We start from the raw sequence: 25,299 nt of genomic DNA, 5'->3' as shown, positions 1-25,299 counted from the left end.
ACGCCGACCCGCGCGCCCCCGCAATACCGCGTCGCGGGGGCGGTCTTGGGCCTCGGGCGCCCGTCAGGGAGCGGGCGGGAACAGCACGGGTATCGCCGAGACCAGGTGCGAGGCCCGGTCCAGGGCGCTGGCCAGCAGTGCGAGGTCGGTCGGTCCGTTGCCCAGTTCGCGCACCGGGCGGCGGGCCGGCGGATCACCCATTCGCTCCCACTCCACCGGGACCACGGTCGGCCTCAAGGTCGCCGTCCGCGGGATCCGGCCGGTGACCCGGCCGGCCTGGAACGGGACGGTGCGGCCGTCCGCGTGCCGGAGCAGGCCGCGGCCGGGGCCCGGCTGGTCGGGGGCGTCGAGCTCCACGCGCAGGGCGGTCAGCCGGGCCAGCCCGGTCTCGGCCGTGCGGTCCGGGCGGGCGGTGGTGGCCACCAGGTGTACGCCGAGGGGAGCGCCCTCGCGGGCCACCGCCTCCAGCGCCCGCACCACCGAGCCGGCGGCGGGCCGGCCCGTACTGCCGAGGCCCGGCGCGACCAGCGCGTCGAGGTCGTCCACCAGCACCACCAGGCGCGGCAGCGGGCTCGGCCCGGCCGGCGGATCCGTACGGATGGCCGAGGCGCGGAGCCGGAGCGTGCCCGTGCGCTGCGGATCGAGGTCGCCGCGCAGCTCGCCTGTGGTGGGCCGGCGGGGCGAGACCATCCGGTCGGAGACCTCGCGCCGGGCGTGCCACTCGGCGAACGGCAGCCCCTCCAGCAGCTCGGCGCGGCGCTTCAGCTCCGCGCCCAGCGCCTGCGCGAACTCCCGCATGCGCAGCGGGTCGGAGGCGACCAGGTGGGCGGAGGCGTGCGGGAGCTCGGTGCAGGGCAGCAACCCGTCGCCGCGCTCGCCGCCGGCCCCGTCGAGGAGGACCAGCCCGAGGCGGTCGGGCCGGGCGGCCGCGGACAGCGAGGCGGCCACCGCCCGCAGCAGTTCCGTCCGCCCGCTTCCGGCGGGCCCCTCGATGAGCAGGTGCGGCCCGTCGTGGACCAGCTCGGTGCCGACGGGGCCGCGCCGCCCGCTGCCCAGCACGATCTCGGCGAGGCCGCCCGTGCCCTGCCCCTGGTCGGTGGCGGCGGCCCAGCGGGCCATCAGGGAGGCCGGAGTGGCCCGGGCCAGCCCCAGCTCGTCCAGCAGCCGGGCGGTCGCGGGCAGGGTGGCGGCCGACGGCCGGTACGGCGCCGCGGAGCAGCCGTCGGAGGTGCGCAGGGGCGCCAGCGCCCGGGCGAAGCGCTCGGCCCAGGCGGCGGAGACGGCGTCGGCGGTGGCGGTGCCCCCGGACGGGACCGGCCGGCCGCCGCTGACCGCGAAGGTCCGTACGGCCGTGGCCACGTCCCCGCTGAGCAGGGCGACCGCGCCGCAGTCGCGGAAGGCCGGATTGACCGCGCAGGCGGCCTCGTACGTCTCGGCGACCGGCGAGGCGGCGGTGGCGGCCGGGGCCTCGGCGAGCGCGAGCACGTGGATCCCGGCGGCCGGGCCGTGCGAGGCGAGCCGCCCGGCGATGTCGCGCAGCGGGCCCGCGCCGGGATCGCCGTCGATCACGACGAGCGTGTACGGGCCGTCGTACACGGCGGCGGCCCGCCGGATCTGCCCGGCGTCGGCGGCGGCCCAGTGCACGCCGAGGGGACCGTCGTCCAGGCGCCGGGTCAGCTCACCGGTGCGGGCGACGGCCTGGTCGCGGTCGTACGCGAGGAGGAGCCGGCAGTCCTGGCCGTGCGCGGGCCGGACGTGGGGCAGCCAGCCGAGCCAGCCCCAGTCGCGCCGCCGCTCGGCGAGGCCGCGCGCCCGGTCGGTGGCGACGAGCACGATCTCCAGCTGCCCCGGCGCGTGCAGTCCCGCCAGCTGGGCGACCGCCCAGCGGGCGACCCCGGCCAGCCGGGCCCGCGGGCCCGCGATGCCGAGGGCGCCGACCTCCGGCAGCGACACCCGGCTGCCGGCGCCGAGCCCCACCTCCAGCGCCCGGGCGTGACCGGGCTGTCCGGGCGTACGGGACCACAGGCGCTCGGTGGGCCCCATCGCGGCCAGCAGCAGCGCGGCCGGGTCGTCGGGGTCCGGGGCGGCGGCCGCGGGCCCCGACTCCGGCACGGCCTCGGCGAGGTCCTCCCCGCGCACCCACTTGCGGGCCCAGGCCCCGAGTCCCTTGCGGCGGCCGGCGGACCCGGCGGCCGCGCCACCGGACGTGTGGCCGCCCTCCGGCCCGCCGGAGGCGTCCGGCGGTCCGGCGGGGGTTCCGGGGCGCGGCTGCGGGAGCGCGGCGGAGCCGGCCGCGCCGGCGCTGCGCCACCCGGCTCCGCCCGAGGGGTCCGGCCAGCCGACTCCGGCCCGCCCGGCCGCTGCTTCGGCCGGTCCGTGCGGCCCGGTGACGCGTCCGGCTCCGCCGGAGCCGTCCGGCGCCGGCCCGTCGGTGCCCGTCGGTCCCGGGCCGGGGGGTGCGGGGTGCGAGCCCGAGGGTGCGCCGGCGGCCGCGCCGGCCGGCGTACCGGCGGCGCCCGACCAGCCGGCGGCGCCCGCCGGGGGCGGCACGGAGAGGTGCCCCTCCTGGTCCGGGGTCACGGTCAGCGGGGGCGTCGCGCCCGCGGGCGCGAGCCGCAGGGTGGACTCGCCGACCCGCAGCAGCGCCCCCGGCGGCAGGGCGACCGGCTGGGGTCCCACGGGGACGCCGTCCAGCGTGGTGCCGTTCGTCGAGTCCAGGTCGGCCACCGCGACCCGCCCGTCGCGGATCACCGTGACCGCGCAGTGCAGCCGGGACACGTCGGGGTCGTCCAGCGGGACGTCGGCGTCAGCGGAGCGGCCCACCCGGATCTGGCCGCTGTGCAGAAGGTGCACCCCGCCCGCGTCGGGTCCCGCGACGACGTGCAGCTGGGGCGCGCCGAGGCCGTCCTCGGGCAGTACGTCCGGCACGGGCCCGTGCAGGGCCAGTACCGCGCCGTCCACGAGCGGCGGCTCGCCCAGCACCCGCCGCTGGAGGTCGAGGCGCTCGGAACCGGCGTAGAGCACGACCGTGCCCCCGGTGTCGGGTCCGCCGACGGTCGCCGCGAGCCCGGAGGCGACCGCGGCCAGCGCGGTGCCGGCCGGTGCCGTGACGAGCACGTCACAGCTCGCGGGGGCGGTCGCGGTCTGGTGGCCGCTGCGCGACCCAAGGACGGTCAGCCGGATCTGCATCGCCGTCAGCGGTCCCTTCTGCGCGGTGCGCGGTGAGTGCGCCCGGCAGGGGAATTTCGGGACATGGCTGCCCGATCGCCCCCCACCCGGCACGGACGCGTCGTCCGGTACAGGTCTGCCGGAAGGCGGGGCTCCCGTCCCGTGCCGTTCCGTACGGGTGCATCCTCGCACCTGTCACGGACAACACGCCCGGCACCCACCAAGAAATGATCTTGATCGGTCGCGGCCCGGTCCGGACCCCGACCGGATACGGACGACGAGCGGGGGAAAGACACGGAAAAACGCCACGGGCATACCCCGCAAACATCACCCTCCGTACATATGTGCGGCAACCAACCTCCGGCGACCGGCGTCTTCCCGGGGGACACCCCCTAGAGTGGGCCGGAAAACCAGTCGGCGGATCGACCACCACACGACCGCCGCTCGACCACGAACAGACGACAGCAGACGACAGCAGGGGAGCGCGAGACGTGCGGCCAGTCGGCAGCAAATACCTGCTCGAGGAGCCGCTCGGGCGCGGCGCCACGGGCACTGTCTGGCGTGCCCGCCAGAGGGAGGCCGCCGGCGCGGAGGCGGCCGTCGCCGGACAGCCCGGCGAGACCGTGGCCATCAAGGTCCTCAAGGAGGAGCTGGCCCAGGACCCCGACATCGTCATGCGCTTCCTGCGCGAGCGCTCGGTCCTGCTGCGCCTGACCCACCCCAACATCGTGCGCACCCGCGACCTCGTCGTCGAGGGCGATCTGCTCGCCCTGGTCATGGACCTGATCGACGGTCCGGACCTGCACAAGTACCTCCGCGAGAACGGCCCCTTCACGCCCGTCGCCGCGAGCCTGCTGACCGCCCAGATCGCGGACGCGCTCGCCGCCAGCCACGCCGACGGCGTGGTCCACCGCGACCTGAAGCCCGCCAACGTCCTGCTCGACGAGCGCGGCGGCCAGATGAAGCCGATGCTCACCGACTTCGGCATCGCCCGCCTCGCGGACTCCCCGGGCCTGACCCGCACCCACGAGTTCGTCGGCACCCCCGCCTACGTCGCGCCCGAGTCCGCCGAGGGCCGCCCGCAGACCTCCGCCGTCGACATCTACGGCGCCGGCATCCTCCTGTACGAGCTGCTCACCGGCCGCCCGCCGTTCGGCGGCGGCTCCGCCCTCGAAGTGCTCCACCGGCACCTCAGCGAGGAGCCGCAGCGCCCCTCGACCGTGCCCGAGCCGCTGTGGACGGTCGTCGAGCGCTGCCTGCGCAAGGAGCCGAGCGAGCGCCCCAGCGCGCTGAGCCTGGCCCGCGCCCTGCGCGTGGTCGCCGCCGGCATCGGCGTGCACTCCTCGGCCGTCGAGGTGGAAGCCGCGCTCGGCGTGGGCGCGCTGCTCGCGCCCGACCCCTCTCCGGCGCCGGTCCCCGAGAACCCGGGCGCCGCCGACCCGACCCAGGTGCTGCCCTCCGGCGCCGGCTCGCCCCTCGGGGCCTACGACCCGAACGCCATGACCAGCGTCATGCCGCCGGTCGGCGCGGCCGACGCCACCTCGGTGCTGCCGAGCACCGGGGCCCCCGGGGCCGACCCGACCTCGGTCATGCCCCCCGTACAGCAGCCGGACCAGCCGCACCCGTGGCAGTCGCAGATGCGGGCCGCCCGCGACCGCAACGAGCAGACGCAGGTCCAGTACCTCGACCCGAACGACGACCCCCTGCGGCGCCGCCCGCAGCGGCAGGCGCCTCCGCCGCCGCAGCACCGGCCCCAGCCGCCGCAGCAGCAGCAGCCGTACCGGCAGGGACCGCCGCCCCAGCAGCAGTACCAGCAGCAGCCTCAGCAGCAGTACCGCCAGCCGCAGCAGCCGCCCCAGCAGCAGTACGCGCCCCAGCCGCCGCCGCAGCACTACCAGCCGCAGCAGCACCAGCCCCAGCCGTACCAGCAGCAGCCTCAGCCTCAGCAGCCCCAGTACCGCCAGCCCCAGCCGCAGCAGCAGCCCCCGCAGGCTCCGCCGCAGCAGCGGCCGGCCCGGGAGCCGCGCGAGCCGCGCCGCCGCAGCGCCAACCCGGTGCGGATCCCCGGCCTCGGCTGCCTCAAGGGCTGCCTGGTCGTCATCCTGCTGTTCTTCGTGGCCGGCTGGCTGGTCTGGGAGCTCACCCCGCTCCAGGAGTGGGTCGGCACCGGCCGGGGCTGGTGGGACCAGCTGTGGACCTGGGGCAGCGACATCGTCGACTGGGTGAGCACCGTCGGCGATTCCGCGGGCTCCACGTCCTCGGGCACCACGAAGTCCTGAGACGGGGCCCCGAGACGGGGCCCGTAGAGCCGACTTCATGGATTTGTCGACTTCTGAGGGGTGATTTCGCCCGCAGAAGTGAAGGTCGCCGCGAATCCGGGCCCCTGCTGGCCTCCAACGCCCACCCGGCCGCGTAGCTTTGGTGCGTACGCCAGCCGCTGAGGGAGCAGTCGTGGCACGGAAGATCGGCAGCCGGTACACCGCGCACCAGATCCTGGGGCGCGGCAGCGCGGGCACGGTGTGGCTGGGCGAGGGGCCTGACGGGCCCGTCGCCGTTAAACTGCTGCGCGAGGACCTCGCTTCCGACCAGGAACTGGTCGGACGCTTCGTCCAGGAGCGCAGCGCGCTGCTCGGCCTGGACCATCCGCACGTGGTCTCCGTCCGTGACCTCGTCGTGGACGGCAACGACCTCGCCCTCGTCATGGACCTCGTCCGCGGTACGGACCTGCGCACGCGGCTCGACCGCGAGCGCAGGCTCGCCCCCGAGGCGGCCGTCGCGATCGTCGCGGACGTGGCCGACGCGCTGGCCGCGGCGCACGCGGCGGGGGTCGTCCACCGGGACGTCAAGCCCGAGAACGTGCTGCTGGACATGCAGGGCCCGCTCGGCCCGGGCGGCTCGCACCCGGCGCTGCTGACCGACTTCGGCGTGGCCAAGCTGATCGACACCCCGCGGCGGGCCTCCGCGGGCCGGGCCTCGGCCCCCACCACCCGGATCATCGGCACGCCGGACTACCTGGCGCCGGAGATCGTGGAGGGCCTGCCCCCGCGGGCGGCCGTGGACATCTACGCCCTGGCCACCGTCCTGTACGAGCTCCTGGCCGGCTTCACCCCCTTCGGCGGGGGCCACCCGGGCGCGGTGCTGCGGCGGCACGTGACGGAGACGGTCGTCCCGCTGCCGGGCATCCCCGACGAGCTGTGGCAGCTGATCGTGCAGTGCCTGGCGAAGGCCCCGGCCTCGCGGCTGCGGGCGTCGGAGCTCTCCGTACGGCTGCGGGACCTGCTCCCGATGCTGGCCGGGATGCCGCCGCTCGACGTGGACGAGCCGGACGACGCGGATCCGGACCCCGAGCCCTCGGAGGAACCGGCGGCCGACCCGGTCCGGCGGCGGGGCGTGGTCCCTCTGGTGCCGGGCTCGGCGACCGACTCCAACCGGGACACCCACACCTCGATGCGCGTGCCGGGGCCGGACGAGCTGGCGGGCGGGGCGCTGGGCACCGCCCGCGTGCCGCGTCCGGCCGGCGGCCACCGGCCGGGCTCCGCCCGGCACCGGGCGGAGGCGGCCCGCAAGCGGCGGCTGGTGCTGTCCGTGTCGGCCGTGGCGCTGGCCGCGGCGGTAGGTCTGGGCAGCTGGCTGGCCTTCTCGGGCGACGAGGCCCCGCCTCCCCAGGACAGCAAGCAGTCCGTCCCCCACAAGCCGTAGCTCGACATTTCAGCGCGCCTCAAACGCCGGCGAGGCTGGATTTTCAGCCCCTCCGGCGTTTGAGGAGCGGGGTCTGGGGCGGAGCCCCAGGAGCGGCGCGGAGCGCCGTGGGGCCCAGGCGGAGCCCGGTGGAGCTTCGGCTACGCCGGGACCAGTTCCGGGTGCCAGCGCCGCGCCACGGCCGGGTGGGCCCGGACCCACCCCTTCAGCTCGTTGCGCCCGTACTCGGCGTGCAGCGGGTTCGACGCGTCGTGGGCGACCCCGGGCGCCGACGCCAGGTAGTCGCCCGGGACGGTCTCCACGACCGCGTCCAGCCGCGGGTTGTAGAAGAACGGCACCGAGTACCGCTCCACCGCCCCCGGAGGACTCACCACCCGGTGGTCCGTCGCCGTCAGATAGCCCTCCGTCGCGATCTCCAGCAGCTCGCCCAGGTTGACCACGAAGGCCCCCGGGAGCGGCGGGACGTCGAGGTAGCCGCCGTCGCGCACGACCTGGAGGCCGCCCACGGAGTCCTGGAGGAGCAGGGTCAGGAAGCCGTAGTCCTTGTGCGCGCCGACCCCCTGGTCGGCGCCGGACGGGGCGGATCCGGGGTAGCGGATCAGCTTCGTGTGCAGGTGCGGCCGGTCCGCGAAGGCCGCGTCGAAGAAGTCGGCCGGGGCGCCGATCGACGTGAGGAGCTCCTGGAGCAGCCGGTGGGCCACCGCCGCGAGGCGGGACTGCCAGTCCAGGACCACCGTACGGAGCTCCGGGAGCGCGGCGGGCCACTGGTTCGGGCCCTCCAGCCACAGGAACGCCGGGTCGTCCGGCCCCACCACCGGAGCCGGGCGCTCCGCGCCCACGTCCAGCTGGTCCCGCCAGTCGGAGGCCCCGCCGGTCAGCTCGTGGCCGATCCGGGTGTAGCCGCGGAAGTGCGGGGAGTTCAGATTGCTCACGGCGAGCCGGTCGGCCTCCGGGAGGGCGAAGAAGGCCTTGGTCAGCTCCAGGATGCGGGCGCTCTCGGCGGCGGTGACGCCGTGCCCGGTCAGGTGCAGGAAACCGGTGTCCCTGGCCGCTGCGTGCAGCTGCTTCAGGAAGCCGGCCCGCTGGGCCGGGTCGTCGGCCTGGGAGAGGTCCAGGACGGGGAGAGTGTGCGCGGACGGCATGACGGCTCCGTTTCGGATGTCACGGGGTCCTGTTCCCCAGAGGTGGCGGGGGCCGCGGGTGGAGGGGGGCCGCCGGCAGGGATGGTGCCGGGACCGCGTGAGCCGCGTACAGGACCAAGTCGGATCGGGGTGGATCAGGCTTGGGTACGGTCCGGCGGCAGACAGCTCGTCGTCGTGACACGCATGTGGTCGACATGGCGGCGCTTGACGAGGAGAACGGTCATACCGTGAGCGTACGCCCGTGCGAGCCGTCACCAGAACGGGCGATCCGGCCTGCCCGGACGGCGTCGTCCGGGGACCGGCTACGCTGGACCCGTGGCAGTCGTCGATGTTTCCGAAGAGCTGAAGTCCCTCTCCTCGACCATGGGGTCGATCGAGGCCGTCCTGGACCTCGACAAGCTGAGGGCAGATATTGCCGTGCTCGAGGAGCAGGCCGCCGCGCCGTCCCTGTGGGACGACCCGGAGGCCGCTCAGAAGATCACGAGCAAGCTTTCGCACCTCCAGGCGGAGGTCCGCAAGACCGAGACCCTGCGCGGGCGCATCGACGACCTCGGGGTGCTCTTCGACCTCGCCCAGGAGATGGACGACGCGGACACCCTCGCCGAGGCCGAGGCCGAGCTGATCTCCGTGCGCAAGGCGCTGGACGAGATGGAGGTCCGGACCCTGCTCTCCGGCGAGTACGCCGAGCGCGAGGCCCTGGTCAACATCCGTGCCGAGGCCGGCGGCGTCGACGCCTCCGACTTCGCCGAGCGCCTCCAGCGCATGTACCTGCGCTGGGCCGAGCGGCACGGCTACTCCACCGAGATCTACGAGACCTCGTACGCGGAAGAGGCCGGCATCAAGTCGACCACCTTCGTCGTCAAGGCCCCGTACGCCTACGGCACCCTCTCCGTCGAGCAGGGCACCCACCGCCTCGTCCGGATCTCGCCCTTCGACAACCAGGGCCGCCGCCAGACCTCCTTCGCGGGCGTCGAGGTGCTGCCGGTCGTCGAGACCAGCGACCACGTGGAGATCGACGAGACCGAGCTGCGCGTCGACGTGTACCGCGCCTCCGGCCCCGGCGGCCAGGGCGTCAACACCACCGACTCGGCGGTGCGCATCACGCACATCCCGACCGGCATCGTGGTGTCCTGCCAGAACGAGCGCTCGCAGATCCAGAACAAGGCCAGCGCGATGAACGTCCTCCAGGCCAAGCTGCTCGAGCGGCGCCGCCAGGAGGAGAAGGACAAGATGGACGCCCTCAAGGACGGCGGAAGCTCCTGGGGCAACCAGATGCGCTCCTACGTCCTGCACCCGTACCAGATGGTCAAGGACCTGCGGACGGAGTTCGAGGTCGGCAACCCGCAGGCGGTGCTCGACGGCGAGATCGACGGCTTCCTGGAGGCCGGGATCCGCTGGCGCAAGCAGCAGGAGCAGACCGCGTAACGAGTGCCGCGACGCACCAGACGCACACAGGCGAGGGCCCGGACATCGATGATGTCCGGGCCCTCGTTCCATGTGGTGATCGGTACGCGGCGCGGAGGCCGCGGGCACCGCGGCCAGGCCGTCCGCAGACGGTCGGGCGTTCAGGCGGTCTGCTGGGCCACCAGCACCAGAGCTGCCACGAGGACCACCATGAGCACGATGAGAGCCACGGGATTGAGGCCGGAGAAGGGGCCCTCCTGCTGGAGGCGCTCCCGGTTCGCCCGGCACACCGGGCAGCGGCCCTGGCTGACGGGTGCGGCACAGTTCGCGCACACGAGCCGGTCATATGTCATGCGCTCCTCCTCTCGTCCCCTCGGTGTCGTCTGTTGCCTATAACGGCGTGGGGAACCAGACCGTTCCCCCTACCACTGTGCCAGCTTCGCCGACATTCGGCGCGGCCCGTCCGGGCAATCACGGTTTGGAGCGGCCCGCACCCCGGGATAAAACGGGCAAGTCCGGATGCCGGGTCCACACCTCGCGCCCGTTCGCGTATGGTCACGCACACCTACTCCCGGCGACCGTGGTGCACCCGTGATCCGATTCGACAGTGTCTCCAAGTCCTACCCGAAGCAGAGCCGTCCTGCACTCAGAGAAGTCTCCCTCGACATCGCGAAGGGCGAGTTCGTCTTCCTGGTCGGCTCCTCCGGCTCCGGCAAGTCCACCTTCCTGCGGCTGATCCTGCGCGAGGAGCGGGCGAGCCACGGCCAGGTGCACGTCCTCGGCAAGGACCTCGCCAAGCTCTCCAACTGGAAGGTCCCGCAGATGCGGCGCCAGTTGGGGACCGTCTTCCAGGACTTCCGCCTGCTGCCCAACAAGACGGTGGCCGAGAACGTGGCCTTCGCGCAGGAGGTCATCGGCAAGCCCAGGGGCGAGATCCGCAAGGCCGTCCCGCAGGTCCTCGAACTGGTCGGCCTGGGCGGCAAGGAGGAGCGGATGCCCGGCGAGCTCTCCGGCGGTGAGCAGCAGCGCGTGGCCATCGCCCGCGCCTTCGTCAACCGCCCCGCCCTGCTGATCGCGGACGAGCCCACCGGCAACCTCGACCCCCAGACCTCCGTCGGGATCATGAAGCTGCTGGACCGGATCAACCGGACCGGCACCACCGTGATCATGGCCACGCACGACCAGCAGATCGTGGACCAGATGCGCAAGCGCGTCATCGAACTCGAACAGGGCCGACTCGTACGCGACCAGTCGCGCGGCGTCTACGGCTACCAGCACTGAAAGGCCCTTGAGAGTCATGCGCGCCCAGTTCGTCATGTCCGAGATCGGCGTCGGTCTCCGCCGCAATCTCACCATGACCTTCGCGGTCATCATCTCCGTGGCCCTGTCACTGGCCCTGTTCGGCGGCTCCCTGCTCATGAGCGAGCAGGTCAGCAGGATGAAGGGCTTCTGGTACGACAAGGCCAACGTCTCGATCTACCTCTGCAACAAGCAGGACGCCCAGGAGGCCGGCGAGGCCGCCGCCAAGCCGGACGGCTCGGGAGGCGGCGCCGGCGGCGTCGCCACCTGCCGCAAGGGCGCCGTGACCGACGAGCAGAAGAAGCAGATCGAGTCCGAGCTCAAGCAGATGTCCCTGGTCAAGTCCGTGGCCTACGAGTCCGCGGACGAGGCGTACAAGCACTACCAGGAGCAGTACGGCCACACCGCGCTGGCCTCCTCCATCACGCCCGACCAGATGCAGGAGTCCTTCCGGGTCAAGCTCAAGAACCCGGAGAAGTACAAGGTGGTCACCTCCGCCTTCGCGGGCCGCGACGGCATCCACACCGTCGACGACCAGCGGCAGGCGATCGACGACCTCTTCCGCATCCTCAACTACCTCAACTACGCCGCCCTCGGCATCATGCTGATCATGCTGATCGTGGCGCTGCTGCTGATCGTCAACACCGTGCGCGTCTCGGCGTTCAGCCGCAGGCGGGAGACGGGCATCATGCGGCTCGTGGGCGCCTCCAGCTTCTACATCCAGGTGCCCTTCATCATGGAGGCCGCCTTCGCCGGGCTCATCGGCGCGCTCTTCGCCTGCGCCATGCTCGTCTCCGGGCAGTACTTCGTCATCGACCACGGTGTCGGACTGCGCGACAAGATCCAGCTGATCGACTTCATGGGCTGGGGATCGGTGCTGGCCAAGCTCCCGTACGTACTCTTCATCGGCCTCCTGATGCCCTCCATGGCCGCCTTCATCGCCCTGCGCAAGTACCTGAAGGTGTGACAAGCGCCCCGCGAGCGGTCCGGCCAACCATCCGTACCGGAGCGGGGCTTGTCCTAGACTCGGCGCCATGCCGGGACTGCCCGCCTTCTGTCTCCGGCCCCGCGACCTGCGTCGCGGGGCCGTTTTGACGTTGGCCTTCCTCGCCGCCGTCGCCACCGGTGCCTTAACCGGATGCTGGGACCAGGAGAACGGGGCCGCGGCCGCCGAGATCCGTACGGACCTCCCCGCCCCCGGTGCACCCCGCACGGCGGGCACCGCCGACCGCGACGCGGTGGCGCGCGCCGCCGCCGAGGCCGTCGCCGAGGGGAAGTCCGGCAAGAAGGCCGCCCAGGACGTGGTCAGCCGCAGCGGCGACCGCTGGGGCACCGTCTACGACCAGGGCGAGTACGCCGCCTTCGCCGAGGACCTCGACGGCCGCTGGACCGGCGTCGGGGTCTGGGCCGAACGCGCCCACGACGGCGTGATCAAGGTCGACAAGATCCAGCCTGGCAGCCCCGCCGCCCGGGCCGGACTGCGCGCCGGAGACCGGCTGCTGAGCGTCGACGGGCACGCCGTGACCGGCCTGGCCGTCGCCGACGTGGTCTCCCTGCTGCGCGGCACGGCCGGCACCCCCGTCGTGCTGAACCTCAGCCGGGACGGCGCCGACCTCACCGAGACCGTCCGCCGCGAGCAGCTGCGCACCGAACCCGTGACCGTACGGCAGCGCCCGGACGGCGTCACCGTCATCAAGGTCACCTCCTTCACCCGCGGTTCCGGCGACCGCGTCAAGGCCGCCGTCCGCGCGGCCCCGGCCGGCGCCGGGGTCATGCTCGACCTGCGCGGCAACCCGGGCGGGCTGGTCACCGAGGCGGTCACGGCCGCCTCCGCGTTCCTGGACGGCGGGCTCGTGGCGACGTACGACGTACGGGGGGACCAGCGGGTCCTGTACGCGGCCCCGGGCGGCGACACCACCCGCCCGTTGGTGGCCCTCGTGGACGGCGGCACGATGAGCGCGGCCGAGCTGGTGACGGGCGCCCTCCAGGACCGGGGCCGCGCGGTGGCGGTGGGCAGCCGGACCTTCGGCAAGGGCTCGGTGCAGATGCCGACCGAGCTCCCGGACGGCTCGGTGGCCGAGCTGACGGTGGGCACGTACCGCACTCCGGGGGGCCGCAGCCTGGACGGCGACGGCATCACCCCGGACGTGCCGGCGGGCGAGCGGGCCGAGGAACGGGCCGTCACGGTATTGGGTGGCCTCGGGGTGGGTCCGTAGTGCGAAAATGACCGCACTATGGCTAAGGAAAAAGGGCGCAAGCTGATCGCCCAGAACAAGAAGGCGCGGCACGACTACACGATCCTCGACACCTACGAGTGCGGACTCGTGCTGACGGGGACCGAGGTCAAGTCCATGCGCCAGGGCCGGGCCTCGCTGGTGGACGGCTTCGTGTCGGTGGAGAGCGGCGAGGCGTGGCTCTACAACGTGCACGTGCCGGAGTACAGCCAGGGCACCTGGACCAACCACAGCGCCCGGCGCAAGCGCAAGCTCCTCATGCACCGGGAGGAGATCGACAAGCTGGAGCGCAAGTCGGAGGAGACGGGTCACACGATCGTGCCCCTCTCGCTGTACTTCAAGGACGGCCGCGCGAAGGTCGAGATCGCGCTGGCGAAGGGCAAGAAGGAGTACGACAAGCGGCAGACCATGCGGGAGAAGCAGGACACCCGCGAGACGAACCGGACGATCTCGGCCATCCGCCGCAAGCAGCGGGGCACGGTTTAACCTCCTGGCACGCAGTGGTCCACTTCGCGTACGATGGCGTCAGCACCCGCCGCCAGCGGTGGGAGCACCTTGTTAAAAAAACATGGGGATGATCGGTTTCGACAGCGGATGTCGATGCAGGGGAAGCGAGCCGAGGAAGCGGCAATGATCTCGCTAACCATATGTCGCAAACAATAATCGCCAACTCCAAGAGCGATAACTCCCGCTTCACCCTCGCTGCCTAATAACAGTGAGCTGAAGCCTCTGTGAGGAGCGTCAGCCCGGAAGTGGTCCCGGTCCGGATCCTGGCGTCAATTAGGGATCTAAACCTCTAGCCCCGGTCACGGGGGTTGGAGGGAAACCAAACAGTGACTGAGCCCGTCGGAGACTTGTCCGTGTGATCTCCGGGGCTGAGAAAAGCGCAGCGGACTGCGCTCGGAGAAGCCCTGCTTCTGCACCGTTGGACGCGGGTTCGATTCCCGCCATCTCCACTCATCCCATGTGGGCAAAGGCCCCCTGACCTGTGAACTTCGACAGGGCAGGGGGTTTTTCTCATTTCGCGGCCATCGGCACCCGCGGCGGCGAACGTAACAACGTCGATGACCTCGTAGGAGCCAGGCGTTTCCGCAGGGTTCCCCCTGTCGCACCCGCCGGCCGGTAGCGTGGTCACACCACCCGCCACCGAGGAGACCGCCATGGCCACACCCGCGCTCCCCGACTGGATGTTCCCTCCGCGCCCGAGCGGCTGGGAGGCGGACGACCTCGACCACCTCACCGAGGCGCCCCGGCACACGGAATTGATCGACGGAGCGCTGATCTTCATGATGTCGCCGCAACGGTCGTGGCACTCCCGCGTCGTGGAGAACCTGACCTTCGCCCTGCGACACGCCGCCCCCGAGGGGTTCGAGGTCGAGCGGGAAATGAGCGTCCGCCTCGACAAGCGGTCCCGGCCCGAGCCGGACATCCTCGCGGTCACGGCGGCCTACGACCCGGACCGCACCTGGTACGCGCCCGATGACGTGGCCCTGGTGGTCGAGGTTGTCTCGGAGGAGTCGGCCGACCGCGACCGGAGCATCAAGCCGTTCAAGTACGCCCAGGCAGGCATCCGGCACTTCTGGCGGGTTGAGGACGAGAACGGCACCCCGGTCATCCACACCTATGAGCTCGACACCCTTACCCGCTCGTACGTGGCGACAGGCATCCACCGCAACCGGCTGAGCGTGCCCGTGCCGTTCCCTGGGGACATCGACCTCACCGCCCTCGCCCCCCGCCGGTAACGCACGCCCGCGGCTCGCTGCACGGCAACCGTTGCTTCTGGCTCGTGGTGGCCGTCCGCTCCCGGGAGGTGTCCCTGTCGTGGACAGCCCGAAGGCCCCGCAACCGAGGGCTGCGGGGCCTTTGTCATGCCGGGTGGGGTGTCGTCAGCAGAACGGGACCTTGTTGAGGTTCAGGGCGTAGCGGGCGGTGATCCAGCCGGAGCCGTCGGCGAGTTTGTACCAGATCGAATTGCCGTCGACGTTCTGGCCGTTGACCTTGCACTGGAGGGGGACCACCGTGCCGGTGTAGACCTTGCCCGTCTTCGCGTGGTGCGTGGCGGGGCCGGAGTGGACGCGGAGGCCCTTGCCGGGGGAGACGATCTTGGCCTTCGGGGTCTCGTGGTGGCCGCCGCACTTCTTGCAGGTGCCGGGCTTGCCGGGCTTGCCGGTGTCGCCCTTCGGGCCCTGAGGTCCCCGGGGGCCCTGGGGGCCGGTCTTGCCGGTGTCGCCCTTGGGTCCCTTGTGCCCCTTCGGGCCCTGCGGCCCCTGAGGGCCCGGCTTGCCCGGCTTGCCGGTGTCACCCTTGTGGCCCTTCGGGCCCTGCGGTCCCGGCTTGCCGTGGTCGCCCTTGTGACCCTTCGGGCCCTGCCGTCCGGGCTTGCCGTCGTCGCCCTTGTGGCCCTGCGGGCCGCGCGGGCCTGCCGGGCCGGTCTCGCCCTTGGGGCCGTTGGCGGGACCCTGCTCGCCCCGTTCGCCCCGTTCGCCTTGCGGGCCCTGCGGGCCGGTGTCGCCCTTGTCGCCCTTCTCGCCCTTCGGGCCGGGGCGGCCCGGCTTGCCGTGGTGGCCGGGCTTTCCGTCGTGGCCGTGGTGGCCGTCGTCGCCCTTGTCGCCCTTGGGGCCGGACACCGCGGTGGCGACGGCGAACAGCGCGGAGGCGGAGGTGTCCGTGGCCCATTCGCCGCCGGTCAGCGTCGTGCCTTGCGGGGCGTCCGCGTCGACCCGTACGGACACGCCGAGTTGGATCTGCGCGTTCGCCGGGAAGCGGAAGCCGGCGCGGGTCCCCGCGTCGCAGGTCAGCAGGCGGGCGTCCGCCGACCGCGTGCAGGCGCTGGCCGCGCGCCGGCCGTTCCAGTAGAAGCGGGCCTCCGGGAAGGTGGTGCGGTCCGGGGCGGCGATCCGGAAGGTGCCGCTCACGGCCGGGTCCGAGCCGTTGACGGCCGCGATGACCACCCGGCCGGTCCGGCCGGGGGCGATCGAGGGGACGTACGGCTGGGAGAACCGGATGTTCGACGAGTCGGCGAGGGCCGGTACGGCCGGAACCAGACAGGTGGCGGTCACGGCGGCGACGATGAGGGCTGCGGGCACGGAGCGGGAAGCAGACAGCAAGGGGTGTTCCTCCGCAAAGGAGAAGGGCGCTGGGGAAGGCACCCCCAGTTATTGCGGATCATGAGCGGTGGCCGTGCGTACCACGCGGGAACGATCACTCGCCCGCCGCATGAATCGCCCCGGTGTGATGGTCGCCAGCGCGATCAGGGCGGCCGCGGCCGGCACCGCGTAGGCGGCGGTCGGGCCCACGTGCTCCACCGCGAGACCGGCCCCGGCCGAGCCGGCCGCGATGCCCGCGAAGATCGCGGTGACCGCGAGCGTCATGCCCTCGTTGAGGCGCCCCTCGGGGGTCAGGGCGTGGACCCGGGACATCGCCGTGACCATCGTCGGCGCCGTGGCCATGCCGGCCAGGAGGAGGGCGCAGCCGAGCGCGGGCAGGGAGCCGGTGGCCGCCGCGGCCCAGGGGAGGGCCATGAGGACGGCCAGGGCGCCCACGCAGGCCCGCAGGGAGCGGGGGCGCAGGGTTCCGTAGAGCAGGCCCGCCGCGCAGGATCCCGCGGCCTGCAGGGCCAGGATCAGGCCGGAGGAGGCGCCGAGTCCCCGGGCGTCGAGGTGGGCGATCGAGGTGATCTCCATCGAGCCGAAGACCACGCCGGTGACGACGAAGAGCGGCAGCAGCGGACCGAGGGCGCGCAGCGGCGAGCCCTGCCGGGGCGCCGCCGACACCGGGGGCTGGGTGGCGCGGCAGGAGGTGAAGACGAGCATGCCGGTGAGCAGCAGGGCCGCGCCGGTCAGGGTGCCCGCCTCGGGGAAGACGGCGCCGCACAGGAAGGCGGCCAGGACGGGGCCGAGCATGAAGCACAGCTCGTCGGCGGCCTGTTCGAAGGACATCGCCGTGTGGTGCGCGGCGGGGGAGTCGCGCAGCAGGTGCGTCCAGCGGGCGCGGGACATGCCGCCGATGTTGGGGGTGGTGGCGGTCGCGGCGTACGAGGCGAAGAGGGTCCAGGCGGGGGCCCCGGTACGGACGCACACGATGAGGGAGAGCGAGCCGAGGACCGCGATCAGGGTGGCCGGTACGGCGATCCGGGCCTGCCCGTGGCGGTCGATCAGCCGGGCGGTCCAGGGCGCGACCAGCGCGGTGGCGGCCAGGCCGGTCGCCGTGACCGCGCCGGCGAGGGCGTACGAGCCGCGCTGCCCGGCGATCATCATGACCGCGCTGACCCCGAACATGCCCATGGGGAGCCGGGCGAGGAGGTTCCCGGCGGTGAACCCCCGGGTGCCGGGCCGGGCGAACAGGCGGCGGTAGGGGCCCTGGCGCGTGCGGGCCGGCCGGGCGGCGCCGGCGGGCGGACCGGCGGGCGATCCGGCGGGCAGTGCGGCGATCACGAGGGTGCTGCCGGTGACGGTCATGAGCGGGGCGCGCGCGGCCGTCGTGGCGGTGCCGGAGGAGCTCCTGCGGGAAGGGGCCGTGCGCGAAGGGGCCGTGCGGGAAGAGCTCGTGCGGGCGGCGGTCGTGCGGGCGGCGGCTGTGGTCGTCGCGGTCGTCGCGCTCGTGGTCGTGGCGGGCATGGGAAGAGCCTCGGGCCCGGCCCCCGTCCCGGTCCAACACCTGTTCGGAGCCCATTCACCGCCATCTGTTGTTAGTCTCCGGGGGTGATTCCCCGCGATGTCGACCCCCGGTTGCTGCGCGGGTTCGTCGCGGCCGCCGAGGAGCTGCACTTCACCCGCGCCGCCGCCCGCCTCTATGTCGCCCAGCAGGCACTCAGCCGCGATGTCCGGCGGCTCGAACAGACCCTGGGCGCCGCGCTGTTCCTGCGGACCACCCGACAGGTCGAGCTGACCGCCGACGGGCAGCGCCTGCTGCCGCTGGCCCGGCGCGTGCTCGCCGCGCACGAGGAACTCGCCGCCGCCTTCACCGCGCCCCGCCCGCTCCTCGTCGACCTCAACACCGACGGGCCGAGCACCCCGCGGACCGTGCTGGAACGCGCCCGCGAACTCGCCCCCGACTGCGAGCTGATGGCCCGCTTCGAGAGCGGCCTCACCCACGCCGCCGCCGAGATCGCCGCCGGCCGGCTCGACGTCTCCTTCGGGTACGCCGACGGGCTGGACCCGGCGCTGCGGGCGCCGCTCGCGCAGACGCCCGTACGGTACGAGCCGCTCGCCGTGCTGCTGCCCGAGGGGCACCCGCTGGCCGCGCGGGAGACCGTACCGCTGGACGCGCTCGCCGGGGAGACCGTGTACGCGGGCGCCGGGAACCCGCGGACGCTGGAGTGGACCGGGCTGGCGCGCGAGCTGTTCGCCGGGCGGGGGATCCTGATGGCGCCGCCCGCGCCGGTGGCGATGGGCAAGGAGGAGTTCCGCCGGGTGATGGTCAAGACCGGCAACCCGGTCCTCGCCACCGTGGACTTCCTCGACATGCCCGGCTGCGTGAAACGGCCGCTCACCGACCCGGTGCCGCTGTCCCCGCTGTCCATGGTGTGGCGCAAGGGCTTCGCGCACCCCGGCCTGGACGCCCTGCGCTCTGCGGCCGCCGGGCTGGCCGCCGAGCGGGGGTGGCTGCGGGAGCCGCCCGGGAGCCGCCTCCCGGCCCGGCTCACACACGCACCCGGCGGCGGGTGAGAGCAAGGTTTCCCGGCGGTCATCCGGCGGGGACCGGGGCCGAAACGCGCCCTTCCTACGGTCGTCACCACGGACGCGACAGCTGTGGAGGCGTGTGATGACCGGTACGACCGCACCGCGCAGGGGAGGCCGCTGGATCGAGCAGTGGGATCCCGAGGACGAGACCTTCTGGAAGGAGACGGGGGAGCGGACCGCCCGCCGCAACCTCCTCTACTCCGTGCTCTCCGAGCACATCGGGTTCTCCATCTGGTCGCTCTGGTCCGTGATGGTCCTCTTCATGGGCCCCGCCTACGGGATCGACCCGGCCGGGAAGTTCTTCCTCATCGCGACCGCGACCTGCGTGGGCGCGTTCGTCCGCGTGCCGTACACCTTCGCCGTCGCCCGCTTCGGCGGCCGGAACTGGACGGTCTTCAGCGCGCTGATGCTGCTCGCGCCGACGGTGGCCGCCCTGGTCGTGATGGAGCCCGGGACCTCGTACGGGACCTTCCTGCTCGTCGCGGCCCTCACCGGGGTGGGCGGCGGCAACTTCGCCTCCTCCATGACCAACATCAACGCCTTCTTCCCGCTGCGCAAGAAGGGCTGGGCGCTCGGCCTGAACGCCGGCGGCGGCAACATCGGCGTGCCCGTGGTGCAGCTGGCCGGACTGCTGGTCATCGCCACCGCCGGGGCCACCCACCCGCGGCTGCTGCTCGGCGCCTACATCCCGCTGATCGTCCTCGCCGCGGTCCTGGCGGCCGTACGGATGGACAACCTGGCGCCCGTGCGCAACGACACCGGCGCCGTCCGCGAGGCCCTGAAGGACGCGCACACCTGGATCATGTCCTTCCTCTACGTCGGGACGTTCGGGTCCTTCATCGGCTACAGCTTCGCCTTCGGCCTGGTGCTCCAGACCCAGTTCGGCCGCACCCCGCTGCAGGCCGCCTCGCTGACCTTCGTCGGACCGCTGCTCGGATCGCTGATCCGGCCGGTGGGCGGCGCACTGGCGGACCGGTTCGGCGGGGCACGGATCACCCTGGGGACGTTCGTGGCGATGGCGGCGGCGACCGGCGTGGTCGTGTTCGCCTCGAGCCGGTCCTCGCTGCCGGTCTTCCTCGTCGGCTTCGTGGCGCTGTTCGTCCTGAGCGGGCTCGGCAACGGGTCGACGTACAAGATGATCCCGGGCATCTTCCAGGCGAAGGCACTGGCCCGCGGGATGAGCGGCGAGGCCGCCGCGGCCTACGGGCGACGGCTCTCCGGGGCCTCCATGGGCCTCATCGGGGCGGTCGGCGCACTCGGCGGACTCGGCATCAACCTCGTCTTCCGGGAGGCCTTCCTCAGCTCCGGCTCCGGCACGGCGGCCTTCGTCACCTTCCTCGGCTTCTACGCCCTGTGCTGCGCGGTCACCTGGGCGGTATACCTTCGCCGGCCGGCGGCCCCGGCCGTCCCGGCCCTCGGCGTCGAAGCGAAACCGCAGCTCACGTCGGTGTAACCGGGGCGAAATACGGGTGAACCGAGTCCGACATGCCGGGTTGGCAGGCTCGGTCCACCCGTTCCGCCCCGCCCCCATGCGTCAGTAGGCAGGTCACGATGGACCACACGAACACCGACACGAACACCGGCCCGCTCGCGGGCTTCACGGTCGGGGTCACCGCTGCCCGGCGGGCGGACGAACTCATCGCGCTGCTGCGGCGGCGCGGAGCGGCGGTGCTGCACGCGCCGGCGCTGCGGATCGTTCCCCTCGCCGACGACAGCGAACTGCTCGCCGCCACCAAGGAACTCATCGGCTGCGCACCGGACGTGGTCGTGGCCACCACCGCCATCGGCTTCCGGGGGTGGATCGAGGCCGCCGACGGGTGGGGCATCGGCGAGGAACTGCTGGAGCGGCTGCGGGCCACCGAACTGCTGGCGCGCGGACCGAAGGTGAAGGGCGCCATCCGGGCCGCCGGGCTCGTCGAGACCTGGTCCCCGGAGTCGGAATCGCTCGCCGAGGTACTGGAACGGCTCCTCGACGCCGGGGTGGCGGGCCGCCGGATCGCCCTCCAGCTGCACGGGGAGCCGCTGCCCGGATTCGTCGAGGCGCTGCGGGCCGGCGGCGCCGACGTGGTCGTGGTGCCCGTGTACCGGTGGATGGCGCCGGAGGACCTCGGGCCGCTGGACCGGCTGCTCGACGCGATCGTCGGCGGCGGGGTGGACGCCGTCAGCTTCACCTCGGCCCCGGCGGCGGCCTCCCTGCTGTCCCGGGCCGAGGAGCGGGGCGTACGGGAGGCCGTGCTGGACGCGCTGCGCGGCCCGCTGCTGTCCGCGTGCGTCGGGCCGGTGACGGCGCTGCCGCTGCAGGCGCACGGGGTGGCCACGGTGCAGCCCGAACGCTTCCGGCTGGGCCCGCTCGTGCAGCTGCTCTGCCAGGAACTGCCGGGCCGGGCCCGGGTGCTTCCGGTGGCCGGGCACCGCATGGAGATCCGCGGGCACGCCGTCCTGCTGGACGCGGAGCTGCGGCCGGTGCCGCCGGCCGGGATGGCCCTGCTCCGGGCCCTGGCCCGGCGGCCCGGCTGGGTGGTGGCCCGCGCGGAACTGCTGCGGGTGCTGCCGGGCGCGGGCCGCGACGAGCACGCCGTGGAGACGGCCATGGCCCGGCTGCGGGCGGCGCTCGGGGCGCCGCACCTGATCCAGACCGTGGTCAAACGGGGGTACCGGCTGTCGCTGGACGCGGGCGGCGAGGCCAAGTACGGGGAGGTTCCGCTCGACGCGGTGACGGCCAGGGGGGTCCTCGGCTAGCGTGCCGGGATGATCATTGACGGCGTGGAGATGAGGGGCGTCGAGCTCGGCGACGCCGCGGGGCTGGCGGAGACGTTCGCGCGGAACCGGGCGTTCATGGCGCACGTGGAGCCGGTCCGCACGGACGCGTACTACACGGAGCAGGGGCAGCGGGAGCGCATCGAGGGGATGCTCGCCGAGCGGGCCGCCGGGCGGATCGTGCCGTACGTGTTCGTGGAGACGGCCACGGGGGCGCCCGTCGGCGCGATCAACCTCGGCTCCATCGCCCACGGGCCGCTGTGCAGCGGCGGCGTGGGCTACTGGGTCGACCCCGCCTGGCACGGCAAGGGGCTGGCGACGGCGGGGCTGGAGGAGGTCTGCCGGGTCGCCCGCGACGAGCTCGGCCTGCACCGGGTGGAAGCCGGCACCCTGGTCGACAACCTCGCCTCGCAGCGCGTCCTGGCGAAGGCGGGCTTCGACTTCTACGGCCTCGCCCCGCGCTACCTCCACATCAACGGCGCCTGGCGCGACCACCGCCTCTTCCAGCGCCTCCTCCACAACAACCCGCCGGCCCCTTAGGCGGGGCGCGCCGCCGTCTGAGGCTCAGCGACTCAGGCCTCGCCGCCGCATCCAGCCCACCTGCACGATCCAGCCCCTTCGGCAGCCCGGCCAACTCAGCCCCTCCGGCGCCTGGCCAATTCAGCCCCTCCGGCGTTTGAGGAGCGGGGGTCTGGGGGCAGAGCCCCCGGCAACGGCGCCGCACCCGGAACGAAGCGATTCGGCGCCCGCGCCGCTGCTGGGGCTCCGCCCCAGACCCCGCGCCTCAAACGCCGGCGGGGCTGGGTTGTGCCGGCGGGGCTGATTTGCGCGGCCCCGGCCACCGGAGGTACCGGTTCGGGGGGTTCCCCCGCAGGCGGCGGGCGGGCAATCTGGTACGGCACCCCACGACGGGAGGCTGACGGCATGCGGTTCGATTCCGGGCGCGTCTGTCTGGACCTGGTGGCCACCTTCACCCCGCACGAGGGGATCCCCGACGGTGACGAGCTGCGGATGTGGCTCGCCGGGGCCGGGCTGGTGCCCGACCGGACACCGCTGGCCCGCGTGGGCCCCGACTGGGCGGCCGCCTTCCGGGCCCTGCGCGGCGACGTGGAAACCCTCGTACGGGCGGAGCTCGCCGGCGCCGACCCGGACGAGCACGCCCTCGCCCGGGTCAACGCGCTGGCCGCCGGACCACCCCCGGGCCTGTGTGCCGTTCGGGACCAAGAGGGGCACCTCGTGCGGGAGTTGTGCGGCGGCGTGGAATGCGGCGCGCTGCTCGCGGCCGTCGCCCGGGACGCCGTCGAGCTGCTGACCGACCCCGGTGACCTGGCACTGCTGCGGGCCTGCGAGGGCGACGGCTGCACCCGCGTCTACCTGGACACCTCCCGCGGCCACCGGCGCCGCTGGTGTTCCAGCGAGCTGTGCGGCAACCGCGAGCGCGTCGCCCGGCACCGCCGCCGGGCCCTGGCGTCCGGTTCCCGGTGACGGGCGTATCACTCAGCGAGACCGGTTCCGGAACGGGCGTGCGGACAGGGGGCCGGTTCGCGTACGGTTGACGGTCGCCCATGCACGTCAGAAGGGGGCCTTGGTGGCCGCGCAGAATGCCGCTGTCGACAGCACGGCGGATTCCGTCCGCGATCGGGAGATCGCGGTCGAGCAGACGCATCTCGACCACGTGTACCGACGCCTCGAGGAGAAGATCCACGAGGCGGAGTTCCTCATGAACGACGCCGCCCAGCGCGGCCAAGTGGGGACGCCCGGCGCACTCGCCGAGCGCGACGCACAGGTCTTCCGGGCGGGCATCCACCTGAACCGGCTCAACAACGAGTTCGAGGACTTCCTCTTCGGCCGCATCGACCTGGTGCTCGGCAAGGACGGGGAGCGCGGCCCGGACGGCGCGTACACCTCCGTCGTGCCCGCCGACGACGCGATCCGCGGGGACCTCACGGCCGACGTCGCCGAGACCCTGCACATCGGCCGCATCGGAGTCCTGGACTCCGACTACTTGCCGCTGGTCATCGACTGGCGCGCACCGGCCGCCGCGCCGTTCTACCGCTCCACGCCCAAGGACCCCGGCCGCGTCGTGCGCCGCCGGGTCATCCGCTCCAAGGGCCGCAAGGTGCTGGGCGTCGAGGACGACCTGATGCGCCCCGAGGTCACCGCCTTCCTCGACGGCCGGGAGCTCCCGGCCATCGGCGACGGCGCGCTGATGGCCGCCCTCGGGCGGGCCCGTACGCACTCGATGCGGGACATCGTCTCCTCCATCCAGGCCGAGCAGGACCTGGTCATCCGGGCCCCCGCCGCCTCCGTCGCCGAGGTCGCCGGCGGACCGGGCACCGGCAAGACCGCCGTCGCCCTGCACCGCGCCGCCTACCTGCTCTACCAGGACCGGCGCCGCTACTCCGGCGGCATCCTGATCGTCTCGCCGACCCCGCTGCTCGTCGCGTACACCGAGGGCGTGCTGCCCTCCCTCGGCGAGGAGGGCCAGGTCGCCATCCGCGCGCTCGGCTCCCTCGTCGACGGCGCGGAGGCCACCACCTACGACACCCCGGCCGTGGCCCGCATCAAGGGCTCCTCCCGGATGCTGAAGGTGCTCCGCAAGGCCGTACGGGGCGCACTCGAACTCGGCGGCGCCCCCGACCGGCTGCGCGTGGTGGCCTTCAACCGCCGCCAGGAACTGGAGGCCGACGAGCTGAACCGGATCCGGCAGAACGTGCTCAGCGGCACCGCCCCGGTCAACCTGCTGCGCCCGCGCGCCCGCAAGCTGCTCCTCGACGCCCTCTACGCGAAGTCCGGCGGCGCCGGCCGGCACAGCGACCCGGAGCTGGCCGCCGAGCTGCGCTCCGCCTTCGACGAGGACATCTCCACCGAGGACGCCTTCATCGGCTTCCTGAACGCCTGGTGGCCCGAGCTGACCCCGCGCACGGTGCTCGCCGCGCTGGCCGACGAGCGCCACCTGGGCCGCTGGTCGCGACGGGACCTGAACCCGCGCGAGACCCGCCAGCTGGCCCGTTCGCTGCGCCGGGTGGGCCCGGACGGCAAGGGCCCCCTGTCGGTGCACGACGTGGCGCTCCTCGACGAGCTCCACCAGCTGCTCGGCGCGCCCGCGCGGCCCAAGCGGAGGCGGGAGATGGACCCCCTCGACCAGCTCAGCGGGCTGGAGGAGCTGATGCCGGTCCGCGAGGAGACCCAGTGGGAGCGGGCCGAGCGGCTCGCGGCGGAGCGCACCGAGTACGCGCACGTCATCGTGGACGAGGCCCAGGACCTGACGCCGATGCAGTGGCGGATGGTGGGCCGCCGGGGCCGGATGGGCACCTGGACGGTGGTCGGCGACCCGGCGCAGTCCTCCTGGACCGATCCGGAGGAGGCGGCCGCGGCGCGTGACGAGGCGCTGGGCAGCCGGCCGCGCCGCCGGTTCACGCTGACGGTCAACTACCGCAACCCGGCGGAGGTCGCCGAGGTGGCCTCCCGCGTGCTGCGGCTGGCGATGCCCGGCATGGAGCCGCCGTCGGCGGTGCGCTCCACGGGCCTCCAGCCCCGGTTCACGGCCGCGGAGGGCGATCTGGGGGCCACGGTCCGCGAGGAGACCCGGCGGCTGCTGGAGCAGGTGGACGGCACCGTCGGCGTGGTCGTGGCCATGGACCGGCGCGCGGAGGCCGCGGGCTGGCTGGCCGACCTGGGCGCGCGGGCGGTGGCGCTGGGCAGCCTGGAGGCCAAGGGCCTGGAGTACGACGCCACGGTGGTCGTCTCCCCGGCGGAGATCGCGGACGAGTCCCCGGCGGGCCTGCGCGTGCTGTACGTGGCGCTGACGCGTGCGACGCAGCAGCTGACGGTGGTCTCGGCCGACCGGGACAAGCCGGACGCGGACGGCGTGCCGGAGCTGCTGCTGCCCTAGCGGACCGCCCCGCGGGGGCG

19 protein-coding genes and 1 other RNA gene are annotated in these 25,299 nt (G+C 73.6%); 15 read left to right on the top strand and 5 right to left on the bottom strand.

Features of this window, described 5'->3' with window-relative positions:
- Positions 1–63 precede the first annotated feature (63 nt).
- Positions 64–3,189 carry an FHA domain-containing protein gene (locus ACFYZ4_RS24105; RefSeq protein ID WP_351302814.1) on the bottom strand — a complete coding sequence of 1,042 codons (3,126 nt, stop codon included), beginning with the start codon at positions 3,187–3,189 and terminating at the stop codon, positions 64–66.
- 470 nt (positions 3,190–3,659) lie between these two features.
- Here ACFYZ4_RS24105 and ACFYZ4_RS24100 point away from each other — a divergent pair, with 470 nt between their 5' ends.
- Together ACFYZ4_RS24100 and ACFYZ4_RS24095 are read left to right on the top strand one after the other, a co-directional pair.
- Entirely contained in the window at positions 3,660–5,447 is a 1,788-nt protein-coding gene (locus ACFYZ4_RS24100) for a protein kinase (RefSeq protein ID WP_390784790.1), read from the top strand.
- A 172-nt stretch (positions 5,448–5,619) separates the two neighbouring features.
- Positions 5,620–6,867, top strand: coding sequence for a serine/threonine-protein kinase (locus ACFYZ4_RS24095; protein WP_351302809.1), 1,248 nt, complete (start codon positions 5,620–5,622; stop codon positions 6,865–6,867).
- 140 nt (positions 6,868–7,007) lie between these two features.
- Here the strand turns inward: ACFYZ4_RS24095 and ACFYZ4_RS24090 are convergent, their stop codons facing one another.
- Positions 7,008–8,009: an isopenicillin N synthase family dioxygenase gene (locus ACFYZ4_RS24090; protein ID WP_384344780.1), complete on the bottom strand. Its 1,002-nt coding sequence runs from the start codon at positions 8,007–8,009 to the stop codon at positions 7,008–7,010.
- 315 nt (positions 8,010–8,324) lie between these two features.
- On the opposite strand from ACFYZ4_RS24090, the gene prfB reads away from it, so the two are divergent.
- The gene (gene prfB / locus ACFYZ4_RS24085) at positions 8,325–9,434 is read left to right on the top strand and encodes a peptide chain release factor 2 (RefSeq protein ID WP_384344777.1); all 1,110 of its coding nucleotides are present in this window, start codon (positions 8,325–8,327) and stop codon (positions 9,432–9,434) included.
- Positions 9,435–9,574: 140 nt separating this feature from the next.
- Here prfB and ACFYZ4_RS24080 read toward each other — a convergent pair whose 3' ends face one another.
- Positions 9,575–9,766, bottom strand: coding sequence for a hypothetical protein (locus ACFYZ4_RS24080; protein WP_030662818.1), 192 nt, complete (start codon positions 9,764–9,766; stop codon positions 9,575–9,577).
- A 238-nt stretch (positions 9,767–10,004) separates the two neighbouring features.
- Here ACFYZ4_RS24080 and ftsE point away from each other — a divergent pair, with 238 nt between their 5' ends.
- From ftsE to ACFYZ4_RS24050, 6 genes are all read left to right on the top strand, one after another.
- Entirely contained in the window at positions 10,005–10,694 is a 690-nt protein-coding gene (ftsE, locus tag ACFYZ4_RS24075; RefSeq protein WP_030011324.1) for a cell division ATP-binding protein FtsE, read from the top strand.
- A gap of 16 nt (positions 10,695–10,710) precedes the next feature.
- Positions 10,711–11,679 carry a permease-like cell division protein FtsX gene (gene ftsX / locus ACFYZ4_RS24070; protein ID WP_351297535.1) on the top strand — a complete coding sequence of 323 codons (969 nt, stop codon included), beginning with the start codon at positions 10,711–10,713 and terminating at the stop codon, positions 11,677–11,679.
- 67 nt (positions 11,680–11,746) lie between these two features.
- The gene (locus ACFYZ4_RS24065) at positions 11,747–12,928 is read left to right on the top strand and encodes a S41 family peptidase (RefSeq protein WP_390784789.1); all 1,182 of its coding nucleotides are present in this window, start codon (positions 11,747–11,749) and stop codon (positions 12,926–12,928) included.
- Between the two features lie 18 nt (positions 12,929–12,946).
- Positions 12,947–13,432 (top strand): SsrA-binding protein SmpB, encoded by a 486-nt coding sequence (gene smpB, locus ACFYZ4_RS24060; protein ID WP_351297541.1) that lies wholly within the window; start codon positions 12,947–12,949, stop codon positions 13,430–13,432.
- 84 nt (positions 13,433–13,516) lie between these two features.
- Positions 13,517–13,905: a transfer-messenger RNA gene (gene ssrA / locus ACFYZ4_RS24055) on the top strand.
- Positions 13,906–14,106: 201 nt separating this feature from the next.
- On the top strand, positions 14,107–14,688 hold the full coding sequence (locus ACFYZ4_RS24050) for a Uma2 family endonuclease (protein WP_351297544.1): 582 nt from the start codon (positions 14,107–14,109) through the stop codon (positions 14,686–14,688).
- Between the two features lie 144 nt (positions 14,689–14,832).
- Here ACFYZ4_RS24050 and ACFYZ4_RS24045 read toward each other — a convergent pair whose 3' ends face one another.
- Together ACFYZ4_RS24045 and ACFYZ4_RS24040 are read right to left on the bottom strand one after the other, a co-directional pair.
- Complete coding sequence (locus tag ACFYZ4_RS24045) at positions 14,833–16,053, bottom strand: SH3 domain-containing protein (protein ID WP_390784788.1); 1,221 nt, start codon at positions 16,051–16,053, stop codon at positions 14,833–14,835.
- Between the two features lie 48 nt (positions 16,054–16,101).
- Positions 16,102–17,403: an MFS transporter gene (locus ACFYZ4_RS24040; RefSeq protein WP_351297580.1), complete on the bottom strand. Its 1,302-nt coding sequence runs from the start codon at positions 17,401–17,403 to the stop codon at positions 16,102–16,104.
- A 243-nt stretch (positions 17,404–17,646) separates the two neighbouring features.
- Here ACFYZ4_RS24040 and ACFYZ4_RS24035 point away from each other — a divergent pair, with 243 nt between their 5' ends.
- From ACFYZ4_RS24035 to ACFYZ4_RS24010, 6 genes are all read left to right on the top strand, one after another.
- Positions 17,647–18,612 carry a LysR family transcriptional regulator gene (locus tag ACFYZ4_RS24035; protein ID WP_390784787.1) on the top strand — a complete coding sequence of 322 codons (966 nt, stop codon included), beginning with the start codon at positions 17,647–17,649 and terminating at the stop codon, positions 18,610–18,612.
- A 97-nt stretch (positions 18,613–18,709) separates the two neighbouring features.
- The gene (locus tag ACFYZ4_RS24030; protein ID WP_351297553.1) at positions 18,710–20,080 is read left to right on the top strand and encodes a nitrate/nitrite transporter; all 1,371 of its coding nucleotides are present in this window, start codon (positions 18,710–18,712) and stop codon (positions 20,078–20,080) included.
- Between the two features lie 98 nt (positions 20,081–20,178).
- Positions 20,179–21,366 carry a uroporphyrinogen-III synthase gene (locus ACFYZ4_RS24025; RefSeq protein WP_351297556.1) on the top strand — a complete coding sequence of 396 codons (1,188 nt, stop codon included), beginning with the start codon at positions 20,179–20,181 and terminating at the stop codon, positions 21,364–21,366.
- Between the two features lie 9 nt (positions 21,367–21,375).
- Positions 21,376–21,924: a GNAT family N-acetyltransferase gene (locus tag ACFYZ4_RS24020; protein ID WP_390784786.1), complete on the top strand. Its 549-nt coding sequence runs from the start codon at positions 21,376–21,378 to the stop codon at positions 21,922–21,924.
- A gap of 384 nt (positions 21,925–22,308) precedes the next feature.
- Positions 22,309–22,869 carry an ABATE domain-containing protein gene (locus tag ACFYZ4_RS24015; RefSeq protein WP_351297562.1) on the top strand — a complete coding sequence of 187 codons (561 nt, stop codon included), beginning with the start codon at positions 22,309–22,311 and terminating at the stop codon, positions 22,867–22,869.
- A gap of 103 nt (positions 22,870–22,972) precedes the next feature.
- Positions 22,973–25,279: a HelD family protein gene (locus tag ACFYZ4_RS24010; RefSeq protein WP_390784785.1), complete on the top strand. Its 2,307-nt coding sequence runs from the start codon at positions 22,973–22,975 to the stop codon at positions 25,277–25,279.
- Positions 25,280–25,299: the final 20 nt, after the last annotated feature.

The organism is Streptomyces sp. NPDC001513 (genome assembly GCF_042894695.1).
Taxonomy (GTDB): domain Bacteria; phylum Actinomycetota; class Actinomycetes; order Streptomycetales; family Streptomycetaceae; genus Streptomyces.
Note: the sequence above shows the minus strand (reverse complement) of the source record. Positions and strands in the feature narration are given on the sequence as shown.